General features: G+C 71.7%; 13 protein-coding genes. 6 read left to right on the top strand and 7 right to left on the bottom strand.

The genetic code is table 11. From position 1 onward, the window contains the following. Positions 1–6 precede the first annotated feature (6 nt). The 3 genes from IEY56_RS14965 to IEY56_RS14955 all read left to right on the top strand — a co-directional run bounded on the left by IEY56_RS14965 (position 7) and on the right by IEY56_RS14955 (position 1,996). Positions 7–387, top strand: a complete 381-nt coding sequence (locus IEY56_RS14965; protein WP_189037677.1) for a DUF742 domain-containing protein — start codon at positions 7–9, stop codon at positions 385–387. Next, positions 368–979, top strand: coding sequence for a GTP-binding protein (locus IEY56_RS14960; RefSeq protein ID WP_373292090.1), 612 nt, complete (start codon positions 368–370; stop codon positions 977–979). The genes IEY56_RS14965 and IEY56_RS14960 overlap by 20 nt, the downstream gene beginning before the upstream one ends. Positions 980–1,132: 153 nt before the next feature. Then, positions 1,133–1,996: an alpha/beta fold hydrolase gene (locus IEY56_RS14955; RefSeq protein WP_189037832.1), complete on the top strand. Its 864-nt coding sequence runs from the start codon at positions 1,133–1,135 to the stop codon at positions 1,994–1,996. A gap of 80 nt (positions 1,997–2,076) precedes the next feature. Here the strand turns inward: IEY56_RS14955 and fxsT are convergent, their stop codons facing one another. From fxsT to IEY56_RS14930, 5 genes are all read right to left on the bottom strand, one after another. After that, a complete protein-coding gene (gene fxsT / locus IEY56_RS14950) occupies positions 2,077–6,012 on the bottom strand; it encodes an FxSxx-COOH system tetratricopeptide repeat protein (RefSeq protein ID WP_189037675.1) in 3,936 nt (1,311 codons plus the stop codon). Then, positions 6,009–7,301, bottom strand: a complete 1,293-nt coding sequence (locus tag IEY56_RS14945; RefSeq protein WP_229711909.1) for a TIR-like protein FxsC — start codon at positions 7,299–7,301, stop codon at positions 6,009–6,011. The genes fxsT and IEY56_RS14945 overlap by 4 nt, the downstream gene beginning before the upstream one ends. 104 nt (positions 7,302–7,405) lie before the next feature. Then, positions 7,406–8,188, bottom strand: a complete 783-nt coding sequence (locus IEY56_RS14940) for an AAC(3) family N-acetyltransferase (protein WP_229711908.1) — start codon at positions 8,186–8,188, stop codon at positions 7,406–7,408. After that, on the bottom strand, positions 8,181–10,349 hold the full coding sequence (locus IEY56_RS14935; protein ID WP_189037673.1) for an FxsB family cyclophane-forming radical SAM/SPASM peptide maturase: 2,169 nt from the start codon (positions 10,347–10,349) through the stop codon (positions 8,181–8,183). Before IEY56_RS14935 ends, IEY56_RS14940 begins: the two co-directional genes overlap by 8 nt. Before the next feature lie 120 nt (positions 10,350–10,469). Next, positions 10,470–10,622, bottom strand: a complete 153-nt coding sequence (locus tag IEY56_RS14930; protein ID WP_189037672.1) for a hypothetical protein — start codon at positions 10,620–10,622, stop codon at positions 10,470–10,472. 189 nt (positions 10,623–10,811) lie between these two features. On the opposite strand from IEY56_RS14930, the gene IEY56_RS14925 reads away from it, so the two are divergent. Next, the gene (locus IEY56_RS14925; RefSeq protein WP_189037671.1) at positions 10,812–11,687 is read left to right on the top strand and encodes a DUF4231 domain-containing protein; all 876 of its coding nucleotides are present in this window, start codon (positions 10,812–10,814) and stop codon (positions 11,685–11,687) included. A 13-nt stretch (positions 11,688–11,700) separates the two neighbouring features. Here the strand turns inward: IEY56_RS14925 and IEY56_RS14920 are convergent, their stop codons facing one another. Next, complete coding sequence (locus tag IEY56_RS14920) at positions 11,701–12,174, bottom strand: hypothetical protein (RefSeq protein ID WP_189037670.1); 474 nt, start codon at positions 12,172–12,174, stop codon at positions 11,701–11,703. Between the two features lie 198 nt (positions 12,175–12,372). After that, positions 12,373–13,305 carry a LysR family transcriptional regulator gene (locus tag IEY56_RS14915; RefSeq protein WP_189037669.1) on the bottom strand — a complete coding sequence of 311 codons (933 nt, stop codon included), beginning with the start codon at positions 13,303–13,305 and terminating at the stop codon, positions 12,373–12,375. Positions 13,306–13,509: 204 nt separating this feature from the next. Here IEY56_RS14915 and IEY56_RS14910 point away from each other — a divergent pair, with 204 nt between their 5' ends. Both IEY56_RS14910 and modA read left to right on the top strand, forming a co-directional pair. After that, positions 13,510–13,905 carry a TOBE domain-containing protein gene (locus IEY56_RS14910; RefSeq protein WP_189037668.1) on the top strand — a complete coding sequence of 132 codons (396 nt, stop codon included), beginning with the start codon at positions 13,510–13,512 and terminating at the stop codon, positions 13,903–13,905. A 151-nt stretch (positions 13,906–14,056) separates the two neighbouring features. After that, entirely contained in the window at positions 14,057–14,839 is a 783-nt protein-coding gene (gene modA, locus IEY56_RS14905) for a molybdate ABC transporter substrate-binding protein (RefSeq protein WP_189037667.1), read from the top strand. Positions 14,840–14,864: the final 25 nt, after the last annotated feature.

Here is a 14,864-nt window from a genome sequence, read left to right as displayed (position 1 = left end):
GGGTCTGTGGCCTCGAAGAAGACGTCCTGGTTCGATGAAGGGTCCGGATACCTGATCCGGCCCTATGCCATCACCGGCGGACGTACACAACCCAACGGCGCCGACTTCCCGCTCATCACACAGGTGGCCACTACTGGTTCTGCCAAGAGCAGCGCAGTCCAAGGCGTGCAGCCGGAGCTGGTGGCGATTCTCGATTTATGCCGGGAGCGGCCACTGGCGATCGTGGAGATCGCGGCCCTTCTGGACCTGCCGGCGAGCGTGGTGAAGGTGCTCTGCGGGGACTTGCTCGCCAAGTCCCTGGTCGCCATCAAGACGCCGGGCGAGGAGACGAGCGCCCCCAGCGTGGAACTACTTGAGAGGGTAATCCGTGGTATCCGCAAGCTCTGAGCGGCCGGGTGGCTCCGTCGCCATGCCGACAGCGCTGAAAATCCTGGTCGCAGGTGGTTTCGGGGTAGGCAAGACCACCATGATCAGCTCGGTCAGCGAGGTCCCGCCGCTGGAGACCGACGAGTACATGACGCAGGCCAGCCTCGGCGTCGACGACCTCGCCGGCACCCCGGAGAAGTCGACCACGACTGTCGCCATGGACTTCGGCCGCATCACGCTGGATCTCGACCATGTGCTGTACATGTTCGGGACACCCGGCCAGGAGCGCTTCTGGTTCATGTGGGACGACCTGGCGCTCGGTTCGCTGGGCGCCGTGGTCCTGGCCGACCCGCGGCGCCTCACCGACAGCTTCGCCTCCGTCGACTTCTTCGAGCAGCGCCAGATCCCCTTCGCCGTCGGCGTCAACTGCTTCTGGGGGCAGTCGGACTTCTCGGCGCAGGAGGTCCAGACGGCCATGAACCTGCGCACCCCCGCCCCCGTCGTCATGTGCGACGTGCGGCACCGCGGTTCCAGCAAACAGGTCCTGCTGGCGCTGCTGGAGTCCGCCAAGGCCCAGGCGGCCCGGCGCCTCTCCCCCTCGCCGGGGTACTGACGCGGCGTCACCGCCCCCGCCCCGCTGCAGAGGGACCTGCCGACCTGCCCCCGGGTCCCCGCACCGGGCGGGGTGAGCCGCCGTCGCCCCACGGGTAGAGACACGGTGGACGCACGAAGGGCCGAGCCGGGGGAGGGCAGCGTGCGTGAATGGATGCGGGCTGAGGACGGGCGCCAGCTCAGGGTGGAGTGGGCGGGGGATCCGAACGGGCGACCGGTCTTCCTCCTGCACGGCATGCCCGGCTGCCGGATGGGGCCCCGGCCGCGCGACATGGTCCTCTACCAGCGGCGCACCCGCCTGATCTCGTACGACCGTCCCGGCTACGGCGGTTCGGACCGCCAGCCCGGCCGGCGCGTCTCCGACGGCATCCGCGACGTGGTGGCCGTCGCGGACAGGCTCGGCGTCGACCGGTTCGCCGTCGTCGGCCGGTCGGCCGGAGCCCCCCACGCCCTCGCCTGCGCCGCGCTGCTTCCGGAGAGGGTGACGCGGGTGGCCGCCCTCGTCAGCCTCGCTCCGGTGGATGCGGAAGGACTCGACTGGTACGAGGGCATGGCCGAGTCGAACATCGACGACTTCCGCACGGCCGTCCGGGACCCGGAAGGTCTCGCCCGGCGCCTCATCCCGCGCTCGGAAGCGATCCGCACCGACCCCGCCCACCTCATCGAGGCGCTGCGGGACGAACTGACCGACGACGACCTGCGCATCCTCTCCGACACGGGGCTGAGGTCCATGCTGCTGCGCACCTACGTGGAGGCCGTACGGCGGTCCCCCTACGGCTGGATCGACGACGCGCTGGCACTGTGCAGTCCGTGGGGCTTCGACCCCGCGGAGGTGCGGACGCCCGTACTGCTGTGGCACGGGCGCCGGGACCCGTTCTCCCCGGCCTCGCACGCCGCGTGGCTTGCCGCCCGTATGCCCCGCGCGCACTCCGTGCTCGAACCGGCCGCCGCGCACTTCGCCGCGTTCCGGGCGCTGCCGAGGGCGCTGCGCTGGGTGGTGGACGGCGCGCCCGCGTAGGACGGCGGCGTCCCGTCGCGGGCCGCCACCCTCCTCCCGGCCAGTCGGCGCGGTCGTGCGCGGGCCCGTCCCGCCGGGACTCACACCGCGAGTGGCTCCAGGTCGCGGTAGATCCGCCGCTCGTCCGACGCGACCTGCAGGATGCCGCTGTCCTCGCCGAGCAGCAGCCGCAGTTCGCTGAGCGCGTCCTCACGCAGCCGGTGCGCCTCGCCCGGGAGTCCCAGCGCGGCCAGGGTGAGGCCCTGGTTGGTGATGACGCCCAGCGTCTCCGGATGGTGCGGCCCCAGCGTGCTCCGCAGGGCGGTCACGGCGGTCGCCTCCAGGGCCCGCGACTCCTCCAGCTCCCCCCCGTCGGCAAGGGCGTTGGCGTAGTTCACCGCGCAGAACAGGGTGTGGGGATGCTGGTCCCCGAGCACCTCCGTCATCCGCTCCCACGCACGCTTCAGCAGCTGCGACGCCTTCGCCGCGTCGCCGCAGCCCCAGTGGAACACCCCGAGGTTGTTGAGCGCGGCCTGGGTGTACGGATGCTCCTCGCCGGGGACCTTGATGTACTCCGCCAGCGCCTCCTCGGCGACACGGCGCGCGGCCTCGCGGTCGTCGGCGGCGAAGAGGTCCGCGGCCAGGTTGAGGTCGCAGGCCAGGCTGGCGGGCGTGGGGGTGGCGTACTGGGCGCGGTAGTGCGCCTGGGTGGCCTGCGTCAGGCGCCGGGCGTCCTCCAGCTTCCCGTCGCGGCGCAACGACACCGCGAGCGACTTGGCACAGGCGAGGGTGCCGGGGAAGGACTTGCCGAGTATGCGCTTGTGCGACTCGTACGTCCGCGAGAGCAGCGCCGTGGACTCGCTGTAGCGGCCGACCTCGCGCAGGTCCCGGCCGAGGGCCGCGGCCGAGGCGAGGGTGTAGGGATGCTCCGGGCCGAGGACTTCGACGCGGCGGTCCAGGACGTCCTGGTCGAGCGCGCGGGCCTCGCCGAAGCGGCCGACCATCCGGAGCGCGAGTGCCAGGTTGTTGGCGGCGGACAGGGTACGGGGATGGGAGTCGTGGAAGATCTGGCCGAAGCCCTCGTGCGCCTGGCGGGCCAGCTCGACTGCCTCCTGGTACTCGCCCAGCGCTGCGAGGTCGCTGGCGAGGCTGGAGGTGGTCACGTAGGCGTGCGGATGGCTGTCGCCCAGCACGTCCTTCTGCCGGTCGAGCAGGTCCGTGTCGATCTGCCGGGCTTCGACGTAGAGGCCCATGGAGCGCTGGATGTTGGCGAGCTGCCCGCGCAGGTACAGGTACTGCACGTCGTCCTCGCCGAGCAGCCCGCGCCAGTCCTCGATGAGGTCCTCGGCGAGATGGCGGGCACTGGGGAAGTCGCCGCGCTTCCACAGGTAGCGGACGCGGTCGATGAGCAGCCTGCGCGTCTCCGGTTCGACGCAGTGCCGGGCGTCGGACGCCCCCAGGTGGGGCCAGATCAGGTCGAAGCGCGGCCATGTGCCGAGGTCGTCGATCGGCTCGTCCTCGTCCGGTCTGACGCTGGACAGGACGGTGTGCACGACGTGCCGTGCCTCCCGCTGCTCCTCCTCGCTGAGCTGGGAGCGGATGATGGCCTGGACGAGCCGGTGCACCTGGATGCTGTTGCCCATCTGGTCGATCTTGGCCAGCGCGAACCGGCCGATCTCCCGGATGACGCGCCCCAGGACGAGCTTCTCCTGCAGCGCCGGGTCGTACGGCTTCAGCGCCTCGATCATCTCCCTGCTGTAGAGCAGCTGGTTCGAGATGGGCTCGGGAGCCAGGAAGGCGCACAGCTGCAGGAGGCGCACGGACGCCGGTGAGCGCTCCCTGAGACGGGCGATGGAGACGTTCCACGTCGCGGCGACCGACTCGGGGTAGCTGGGGGCCCTGTTCATCAGGGCCAGCACCTCGACGGTCTGCGCCGCGAGCTGGGCGAGGTACTCGTCCACCGGGCTGGCGGTCTCGGCGAGCCACGCCGCCGCCTGCTCCACGGCGAGCGGCAGGTCGCCGAGGGTGGCGGCCACCTGCTCCGCCTCGCCGGTGCTCAGCGCGGGTGCACGCCGCGTCAGATGCTCCACGCTCTCCTCGCGGCGGAAGACGTCGACGGGGAGGGAGGCACCGTGCTGCGCCCACGCCTGGTTGCGGGAGGTGACGAGGATGTGGCCGCTCCCCGCGGCGGGGAAGTACTGGGTGAGCTGCGCGGGGTCGTCGGCGTTGTCGAAGACGAGCAGCCACTGTTCGGTGGGGGTGCCGCGGCTGAGCAGGCGGACGGCCTCGGAGCACGCGAGGGCCATGTCGTCGGCGGGGGCGCCGAGCCTGGCGGCGAGTTCGGCGAGCGAGGCGACGACCTGCTCCGTCTCCTCGGCGGATATCCACCACACCAGGTCGTAGTCGGCGAGGAAGCGGTGCACGTACTCGATGGCGACCTGCGTCTTGCCGACGCCCCCGAGGCCGTAGAGCGCCTGCGGCTGCGGCAGGACGGCCGACACACCGCCGGCGAGCTGGTCGCGGAGCTGGTCGAGCACCTCGTCGCGTCCGGTGAAGGTGGTGTTGCGCAGCGGAGCGTTCCACACCGCCGGGACCCTGCCGGGGAAGCGCGGTCCGGGGCTCGCCCCGTCCAGCGCCTGCGGCATGAGGCCGGCGCATCGCAGCAGCGCGGCGATGCACTGCTGCTCGTCGGCGCGGTTGAGGTCGACGGGGTTGAACTCCTGGTACGCGGCGGGCAGCCGCGCGTCCTCGATGCGGAGCGGATACAGCCGGTGGTCCGGGTTCCCGGGGTCCCCGGCGTGTGTCAGGGAACGCCAGGCGGCCTGCGCCCAGCGGGACTTGATGAACGACGGCGAGAGCAGCACCAGCGTCCTGGCCTCGGGCCCCCCGGTGGCCGGCGTGCCTCCGGCCTGCTCGTAGGAGAGGTCCCGCTGCGTCACGTGGCACCCGGCATGGGTGAGGACGGCTTCGATCCAGTCCGCCCACATGCGGTTCTCGGCGACGTAGACGAGCGTGACCTCGGTCGTGGGGGTGTGGGGGCGCCTCCGCAGGAAGGCGTCCCTGCACCGCAGCCGCACCTGTTCGGCGACCGCCGGCAGCGACGTCACCTCCCCGTCGGTGAGGACCGCGGTGAGCCGCTCGAAGGAGGAGAGCAGCGAGTTGGCGACGCCCGGTTCGTCGCCGACCGTGGCGAGCGTCTCCTCGTACGCGTAGTACGGCCGGTACGGGATCTCCACCGCGCCCCAGTAGGTGGTGAGTTCCTCCCCCGTCAGTCCCCTGGGGAGCCCGTCGAACTTCAGGCGGGCCAGCGCCCGGCCCGCGTCGACCTTCTCCTTCTCTCCTTCGTCGATCCGCATCGGCACCGGCAGCACCCGGATGGGACGGCCCCTGTACCCGGCCTCGACGCTGCGGGCGATCGCGGCGGCGCCGTCCAGGGCCTGATCGGAGAGCGTGAAGCAGTCGACGAGCAGGTCGGGCATGTGGATGGTGCAGATGTCGGCGTTGTCGGACAGCCCGGTGCGGGAGTCGATGAGGATGTAGTCGTAGTGGGCCTTCATGTCGGCGCGGAGCGCGTCGAGGAACAGGCCGCCGCCGAGCCGCTCGTAGAAGTTGTCCCACTCGAACGACGACACGCTCGCGGAGTACTCGCGGTTCTGCCGGCCCGCCGAGAGGAAGTCGAGGGTGGCCTCCTTCGGGAACCGCCACCCCAGCCGCTCGGGCGTGAGGGAGACGACGTGCGGTTCGACGCGCGCGTAGTCCCGGTGCCAGGGGCCGGTGCGGGGCCCGCTCGTCGTCGCCTGCCAGCAGTACTCCGTGATGATGTCGATGACGCCGCTGGTCGCTCCGAGGACGTTCGAGTCGAGGAAGGGGTGGAAGAAGCGGTGCAGGCCCGGGGCCTCCAGGTCCCAGTCGACGGCGAGCACCTGCTTGCCGCTCGCGGCGAGGATCCAGGCGGTGTTGGCCAGCGCCATCGTCCGCCCGGTGCCGCCCTTGTACGAGTAGAACGTGATGATGCGTCCGTCGCGGGCAGCGTTCATGCGGACCCTCCAGGCGCGAGTGACGGCGGTGGCTCTCCGTCCGGCTCCCACTGTGTGGGGCCGGTGAGGCGGGGGCGCGGCATGCGCTCCCCGGCCGGCGGGTGAGCCTTGGCGTGGGTGAAGAAGAGGTTGGCCGACTCGGCGACGACCTTCGGCAGCACGTGGCTGAAGGCGTCCAGCGTCGGCACTCCGTCGACGGCGGTGCGGCAGCCCGAGAGTTTGCCCCGCGCGGTGAGGGTGGGCAGGGTGTCGGCGACGGATCTGAAGAGCCGTTCGCCCTCCTCGCCGCGGTTCTGCACGTCGTCGCCGCAGCGCGGCACGACCATGCTCGTCCACGGCTGCGCAGTCGCGTCGTAGGCGGCGAGCCGGCGGCGCCGCCCCTCGTCGCCGAGCGCCCAGAAGTCGAGCAGCAGGACGTTCGGCCTGTCGGCGCCCGCCGAGGCGCCCTGCGAGTCCGCCGCGGCCTGCTCGTCGAAGTCGGAGACGCTCAACTGGTAGTCGAGCGAGCGGATCTGCTCGCTGACGACCTTGGCGAGGGGCCGCGTCGTCTCCTGGTAGGGGCCCCATTCCTGTGCCGTCGTCCCGTACGGCGCGGGGGTCCGGTTCTCGGGCAGGGTGTAGCGCGTGGGCGCGGCGACGGTGATGTGGATGGAGCGGGCGCTGCTGCCCTGCGGTCTGAAGGCGCTGGGTGTGGACTCGTAGTCGCGGGGTTCGCACGGGGGCGGGGAGGACGTCCGCGCCACGTCGACGATGCGCCGGGCGAGACGGAAGACGGCCTCCGAGTAGGCGTCGTGCAAGCGCTTCACTTTGATCAGCCCGTAGAACCCGTCACGTGCGTACTCGGTGCCGTACTCAGCGTGGTCGACGTGGATGTGCCGGGCGGGCTCCGGTAAGTCGTTCAGCGGGACGGGAGTCCACAGTGCGGGCACGATGGCCGAGAAGTCGCCCTGGCCCGTGCGCCGGGCGCGTAGTACGCGGTCGTTGAACGCATACCATTCCCGCCCGCACTCCATGCTGCTGAAGTACCGGGGCGCGTACAGCGGTACGAACACCCGGCAGCCGGCGAGGTTCTGGCTCAGCTTGTCCGGCCAGCCGTCCCCCGCCCGCAGCTGCCTGTCCATGAACCCGGCGTCGGCGGCGCCCGGCAGCGTGGTCAGCTGGAGGATGTCCCGGCACAGGTCCTTGAACAGGACGCGTACCCAGTGGTCGGGGTCGGGGCCGTCGGGGTCGGCAGGCGTGTGCGCGTAGCTCAGGAAGAAGTACGGGCCCTCCTCCGTCTGTTGCGGCATGCGTCGCGTCCCGCCGTCCCCCGCCTCCATACACCCCCCTGGCCACGATCGGATACCTAATGTGCCCGATGATTCGGGGACGGTGGCCGCTTAATACAAGACATTCATCGGCGATGCGCGAGCATGTCCTTGCATGCGTGGTCGACGGCGTCGCGCAACCCGAAGAGTGAGACGGGCCTTCCCCGCAGGACACGGCGGGTGACGAGGCGTCCCTGCATCCGGGATCCGATAGCCGTGAAATCGCTGTCGTCCAGGACGACGTCCCGGTACGTGACCCAGCGCCCCGGGCTCCCGGCCACACAGCGGTACGAGCGCGTCGGCGGGTGGGGCCGAGCCCTGTACTCGGCCAGGTGGAAGGCGCTGCACTGCCCGAAGTCGGCACGCAGCAGGAGCACTTGAGCATCCTCCTCGTACAGCTTCCCGAGCGGCGAACGCTCTCCCAGGTGGCACTCCGGGTCGTGCCCGTCCATGAGCTGCGCGGCCCGCGCGCCGACGGCGGCGAACGACGACTGGGGGTGCGCGCTGCGGTACGCGTCCGGTGCGCACCGCACGTGCTCGGCGAGCGCCCCCATGGCCGGGCAGGGCGTCGTCCGCGGATCGAACGGCTTCATGGCGGCCCGGTCGGCCTCCCGCTCGGCGGGCGACATGTGCGCGGTGCGTTCCAGGTACGCCTGCGACGTGTCGGAGTTCTCGGGCGTGAACGCGGGGACCACCAGCGTGCCTTGGGCCCCGAGGACGGCGCGGAGGGCCGTGAGGACGTCCGCGGGTGTCATGCCGATTCCGCTGAGGGAGGCGTGGACGAGCAGCGTGCCTCCCGCTGCGACGCCCGACCCGGCCAGGAACGACACGAACTCCGGGACCGTGCGGGGGGTGCCGTGGTCAGCCACAGCGTCCCGCGGCGAGTTCCGCGCGCAGCCGGGCGGCGACCTCACGTCCGCTGCCCGTGAGGTGGCCGGACTCGATCGCGTCGAGGGCACGGCCGGCGTTGTCCCGGGCGTGGTCGCGGTCGCCGGGCGACCAGGCGAACACCGCCTCGGCGGCGGACCGGTCGGCTTCGTCGAGCAGCTGCCCCGCGGGGCTTCCGACGAGCGTCAGATCCGTGCACTCCCGCAGCGCCCTCAGCCAGCCCTGCCGCGTGGCGCGGAAGACCTCCAGCGCCAGCTCCTCGGGAGACGTGTCGATGCCGACGCCGAGAGCGCCCTCACCGTGCAGGCACAGATGAACGCCCGTACCCGGCCGGAGCGGAGTCACCGCGACGACCCTGCGGGTCTGCCCGGACACCCGCGACTCGAGGAGGCGCCGCGCCTCCTTCCAGAGCCCGGAGAACGCCTCGCGCTCCGCCTCGCTGAGGCGCCCGGCGTCGGGAACGCCGAAGCAGTCGCGGTGGGGGTCGGCGTCGTCGAGGAGCACCCCGTCGTGGAGCACTTCCAGCGGACGCCAGGCGTCCTCGCCCTGGCGGAGCACCACGGTCTTCTTGACCCCCGCGTCCTCGTCCCGGACGTCGAGGGTGCGGCCGTCGCCGTGGACGACCACCTCGATGCGGCCCTCGACCGCCGCTCCGCCTCCGCGGGAGCCCCTCATTCCGCCGAGGGTCAGGGTGCCGAGGGACGGCAGGTGCAACCGGGGCCCCTGACCTCGCCAGGACACCCTCACCTCGGTCCGGGAGCGCACCGCCGCAGCCACGGCCGTGGCACCGAGCCGGGCGGCGCCGGCGCCGCGTCCGGCGGCCGCCGCAAGGAGAGCACCGCGGACGTAGGGGTAGCGGAGCACGTCGTCGAGTCCCGCCGCTCCGGCCGGGGAGGCGTCGAGCGCGGTGAACGCCTCCCACACCGGCCCCTCCGGTTCGAGCCCGGCGAGCACGGTGCGGTTCAGCACCGACTGCTCGTAGGCGAGTTCGTCGTCGCTCCGCACCACCGGCGACGTGTCCCAGCTGGTCACGCGTTCGGCCACGCCTTGAATAAGCGACTTCAGGTCCGCGCAGTATACGGACGGGTTCCGGAAGCCGTGGCCGCTGCGGTAGCGGTGCGCGTACAGGCCGCCCCCGCAGGAGTCGACCACCGGGCAGGAGCGGCACTCCGCCGCCAGCCCGTCGATGCCGGTCTGTCGGGCCAGCACCCCCGGGTGCGCGGCCAGCGTCTCGAATCCGTGCCGGTGGACGTCGTATCCGGTCGCGGCGGCGCCGTCGAAGGCCGTCTTCAGCGAGTCCGCCTGCTCGAAGCTGCCGTCCGTCTCCACGACGGCCAGGTCGGACGGTTCCAGCCCCAAGGCTTCCGTGAGGCTCGGACCGCCCCGCAGGGTGGAGAGGACGGAGTCGAAGAGGCGCACGGGCGTGGCCTGCCCCTGCTCGTCCCACCGGTCGAATACGGCCAGCAGCCAGTCGGCGTAGGGAGTCTCCTCGCGCCCTGAGACCGTCACGGGGCGGCCGGGCGGGTGATCCCACGTCGCGTGCGGAAGCAGATAGTCGATCCTGGGCGGATCGAGCGCGACGAGCGCGTCGTGGACGGCCACGGGATCGTTGGCGACGTCGACCGTGCAGAGCAGCCCCTGGTACAGATGGCGGAACTCGGGCTCGCTCAGTAACTCCACGGCACGCAGCACGCGGTCGTAACTGCTGCGGCCCCGCCGGTCCCGCCGGTGCCTGTCGTTCGCGGCCCGGTCGCCGTCCAGCGAGATCCCGACCTTCACGCCCAACTCGTCGAAGAGCCGCAGGAATGTGCGGTTCAGCGTGACGCCGTTGGTGTGGATCCGCAGGTCGAGCGAGGTGACGGGCGACAGCTCCTCGATCAGCCGCTCGCAGATGGCCCGCATGCGCCGCGGGCCGACGAGAAGCGGCTCACCGCCGTGGAGGATGACGAGGACTTCCTCCAGCCCCTGGTCCACGGCGTACTGCGAGAAGCGCCGGGCCACACGGGCGGCCGTCTCCTCCGACATCACCTTCGGCAGCGAGGCCCAGGTGGAGTCGCCGTGCTCATAGATGTAGCAGTGGTCGCAGGCGAGATCGCATCTGCTGTGGATCTTGAGCACTAACTGCCGGAGCGCGGTTGACACCGGCACACCCTAGGGCGCGTTTAACGGCCATGCCAGGAGGGAAGACACTTTTTTTCGGCGTCGTGTCGGGACCGGCGGACCCGGACTGGCGTCACGGTACCGACGGACTCAAGTGAAGTGTCAGACGGCCGAGTTGAAGGTGGCGGACTTCAGAGGTCCCGAACCGGAGACCTGCAGCAGCCGTGTAGTCGTCCGGCGGACAGCGGCAGCACGGGGGTCGATCGCATGGAGGGCCGCCAGCCGCTTGGTCGCAGCGACGGTGTTCGTAACCACACATGGCTTCATGGCTCGCTGCTCTCGTGTGTGCTGGCGGGATATTTGCTCGCATCCTAGGGGCTGACGGCACGTCATGCACGTTCGCAACGAGAGCAGATTTTCGCCGAGGCCGACCTGACGGACTGGAGGCTGCCCGTGGCTCCCGTCGCTCCCCGAACGACCTTCGATGCTAACGATCTTGCCCCCTTGTACCTGGCCAACGACCGCCTCGCCGTCCACCGCCAGAGCGAGGCCGTGAAGGCGGTCCGCTCACAGCTCTCCCTGCTGCTGCTCGCCACCCTCATATCCGCCGTGGCCAACTGGGCCGACTGGTCGCCCGGGGCGTGGCTGGCGGCCGCGGCATATGCGCTGGCGCTGGGGGCCGGCATCCACACGAGCCGGAGGCGGGCCCGCGTCCATCACCACGCCCACCGCGCGGCCGCCGAGATGGTCAAGAGCCTCTGCTGGCTCTACATGGCGGGCGGCGGAGAGTTCCGGATCGGGACCCCCAACCCGGACGCGCTGTTCGCCACCCGCCTCGAGGACGGGCTGCGGGAGTTACGCAGGGCCGGCTGGGACACCGCGCGCTGCGGACCTCAGTCGGCCGGCGAAGGGCAGATCACGGAGGCGATGCGCAGGGTACGGCAGAAGTCGTTCCTCAGCCGCCGCGACATATACCTGCGGGACCGCGTCCAGGAGCAACTGGCATGGTACGGCGGAAAATCCGAGCGGTCCCAGCGCTCAGCGGCCGTCTGGTCGAGCGTCATCGCCCTGCTCACGCTCCTGGCCTTCTTCTCGACGGTCGTCAAGGCGGCCGGCATGATCGGCGACGACCTGACCGGACTGTGCTCCGCATGCGCCGCGGCGGCGGTCGCCTGGAGCGAGATGCGGCGCCAGCAGCCGCTCACCTACGCGCACCGGCTGATCTGGCAGGAGCTCGACGTGGCCGGGACGAGCATGCAGGAGCTCCCGGCGGGCGAGGAGCAGCACGGCGAGGAGCGCTGGGCCGAAGCCGTCGCGGAGGTCGAGCGGCTGGTGTCGCCGCAGCACACGGACTGGCTGGCCCAGTTCGGCAGCGCGTGAGCGCCACCGGGGCTCAGGCCCGGACGACGCCCTGCGGCCAGACGACCGTCACCGGGACGTGCACCTCGCGCGCGTAGGCGGCGATCTGCGCGGTACCGCCCAGGCCGCGTGCCGGGAGGCCGTCCCACACCGCGATGAGGTGGTCGACGTGGTCGACGATCCAGTGGCCGGCAGCCGCGTACGCCGGAGGGCCGCTGACGCGGTAGGGCATCCGCACCGTGCGGGTGCAGGACGCCAGAAGCCGGCGGTAGCGGGCGACGGCGGCGGCGCTCCCCAGGTGTTCCTCGTAGTCGTCGGCGGGGATCACGGCGGTGAGGGGAACGCGTGCCTCGACGGCGACGGCGGCGAAGAGCTGGTCGGCGCCGTCCGCCAGGCAGCTCAGCGCCTCGTCCGCCGGAGCCTTCAGCTCGCTGACGAGCCGGTGCAGGATCTCCGGCCGCGCGGCCCGGGGGATGCTCCGGTGCCCCGTGATGCCGATCCGCGTCATGACGCATCTCCTCGCTCGGACCTGCCGCGAGCAGCCGTTCGGCCCGCCCGCGGACCCGCCTCCGGCCGCCGTCATCGGTGACGTACCCAAGATGGCAATATCAGGCACTTTCGGCGCAACTGTGCTGAGAATCCCCATCGGCCGTGCCGCCCGTGCCGCCCGTGCCGAGCCAGGCGGACCGCCCCGCCGGGCCGGCTCTCAGGATTCCAGGTGGGCCCTGAGGAGGTCGTCCAGCGCGTCGTGGACTCCCGCTCCGCCCGCGACCTCCAGCAGGGCGCGAGCCATCGCGGAGTCGCGCTCGTGTGCCGCGACGACCAGGCCGACGCTGGGGCGGCGTGCCCCCTCCGGGTCCCTCAGACGTACGACCCGCATGCCGGCGGGGATGCCGAACATGTGGAGCCAGGCGTGGGAGATGGCGCTCGACCAGCGGCCGGAGGCGAGGTGCGCGTAGAGGGCGTCGACCGTGTCGGTCTCCACGGCGGGTGATGCCGCAGAACCGTCGGCGGCGAAGAACTCGTCGAGGACGCGGCGGTTGCGCATCCTCCGCGAGAGCAGCACCAGGGGCAGCTCGGCTGCCTGCGCCCAGCCGATCTCCGTCTGCGTGGCGCACGGCCCGTCCACGGGGGTGAGCAGGAGGTACCGCTCCTCGTAGAGGGGGAACTTGCGCACGCCCTGGAGGGCGTCGTCGTCCAGGTAGGTCAGGGCCGCGTCGATCTCGTACTCGGCGAACCTCCGCATGATGTCGCGAGAGGAGAGCGACTCCAGCGCGACCGTCACCTGCTGGTGCTGCTCGCAGAACGGGGTCGTCAGCAGCGACGCGACGGTCATGGCGGTCGGAATGGCCCCCAGCCGCAGGGTCCCGGTCAGCTGCCCCCGCATCTCGGACAGCTCCTGGTGCAGTGCGTCGCGCTCGTGGAGGATGCGCCGGGCCCGGTGCAGGACGCGCTCGCCCTCCGGAGTCAGCCCCTCGAAGCGGGCCCCGTGCTGGACGACGGGGACGTTCAGGTCGCTCTCCAGCTTCCGGATGCCCGCCGACAGCGAGGGCTGCGAGACGAAGCACGCCGCGGCGGCGCGGGCGAAGTGCCGCTCCCGGGCGAGGGCGACGAGGTATTCCAACTGGCGAAGCAGCATGCCTCAGCATGTCCCCGGCCCCCGAGCGCAGTCCAGAGACGACGCCAGGCGCACCGGTACAGGGCCCCGCGTACCGACTGCGGGCCTCCCCCGCCGCGCTCAGCCGTCGCAACTGCGGCTGGTGTGCGCGATTTACGCCGCTGTTGCCATGCGGATACCGCTCGACATCTTGCAGATGCGGCACCGAAGCCATACCTTGCGGGCATGCAGAGCTACACGATCGGCCAGGCGGCCCGGCTGCTGGGCGTCAGTCCCGACACCGCTCGCCGCTGGGCCGACGCGGGGCGGGTCGCCACCCACCGCGACGAAGGGGGACGCCGCCTCATCGACGGCAGGGACCTGGCCGCCTTCTCCGTCGAGGTCGGCCAGGGCGGCGCCGGGGAGGACGACGAGCCGTACACCTCGGCCCGCAACGCCTTCCCGGGCATCGTGACCGCCGTCAAGGTCGGCGACGTGGCCGCGCAGGTGGAGATCCAGGCAGGCCCTCACCGGCTCGTGTCCCTGCTGACGCGCGAAGCCGTGGAGGAACTCGGCCTGGAAGTCGGCATGCAGGCCACCGCCCGCGTGAAGTCGACCAACGTGCACATCGACCGTGCCTGAGCACACCCGCCTCGGACGCCGTGGCGGCCGGACCGCGCGCCTTCCCCAGGCCGTACGGCCACGGGCAGTACGCCCGCATGCGTCCCCCTGCCCGTCACGCCCTCACCGCCCGTCGCACCGCCGCCGCACCACTCCGAGGAGATCCGCAGCCATGTCTTCCACGGTCATACGGCGACGGTCCGCCGCCGCGTTCGCCGCGGCGCTCCTCGTGCTGCTCACCGGCTGCGGCAGCGGCGGGACGGACGGCGGCGCCAAGGGCGGTGCGCCGAACGGCGACCTGACGGTGCTCGCCGCCTCGTCCCTCACCGACGTCTTCAAGAAGGCCGGTAAGGCATACGAACGGAAACACCCCGGGGCGCGGGTGAAGTTCTCCTTCGCCGGTTCACAGGAACTCGCCGCGCAGGTCGAACAGGGCGCGCCCGCGGACGCGCTGGTCACGGCGGACACCAAGACCATGGACGGGCTGGAATCCGACACCGGCACTCCCACCGTCGTCGCGAAGAACCGGCTGGTCATCGCGGTCGGCGAGGGCAACCCGAAGAAGATCGGCGGTCTCGGGGACCTCGCGGACGAGCGGCTGAAGGTCGTACTCGCCGCGCCGGAGGTACCGGTCGGCCGCTACAGCCGCCAGGTGCTGGACGCCCGGAAGGCCGGCGTCCGGGCCGTCTCGGAGGAGCCGAACGCAAGGGCCGTACTGAGCAAGGTGGTGCTCGGGGAAGCCGACGCGGGCCTCGTCTACGCGACGGACGCCGCCACCGTCCCCGGCGAGGTCGACGCCGTCGGCATCCCCGACGGGCAGAACGCCGTCGCCTCCTACCCCGCCGCCACGCTCAAGTCGTCGGAGAACGCGGAGGCCGCGTCCGACTTCGTGAAGTGGCTGAGCACCGCCGAAGCGCAGAAGCTCCTGCGGAGCGCGGGCTTCCAGAAGCCCTAGCCGCACGCCGGCACCGACGCCGCCA

It is taken from the genome of Streptomyces daqingensis (assembly GCF_014645895.1).
Taxonomy (GTDB): Bacteria; Actinomycetota; Actinomycetes; order Streptomycetales; family Streptomycetaceae; genus Streptomyces; species Streptomyces daqingensis.
This window is presented reverse-complemented; position numbering and strand designations above follow the sequence as displayed.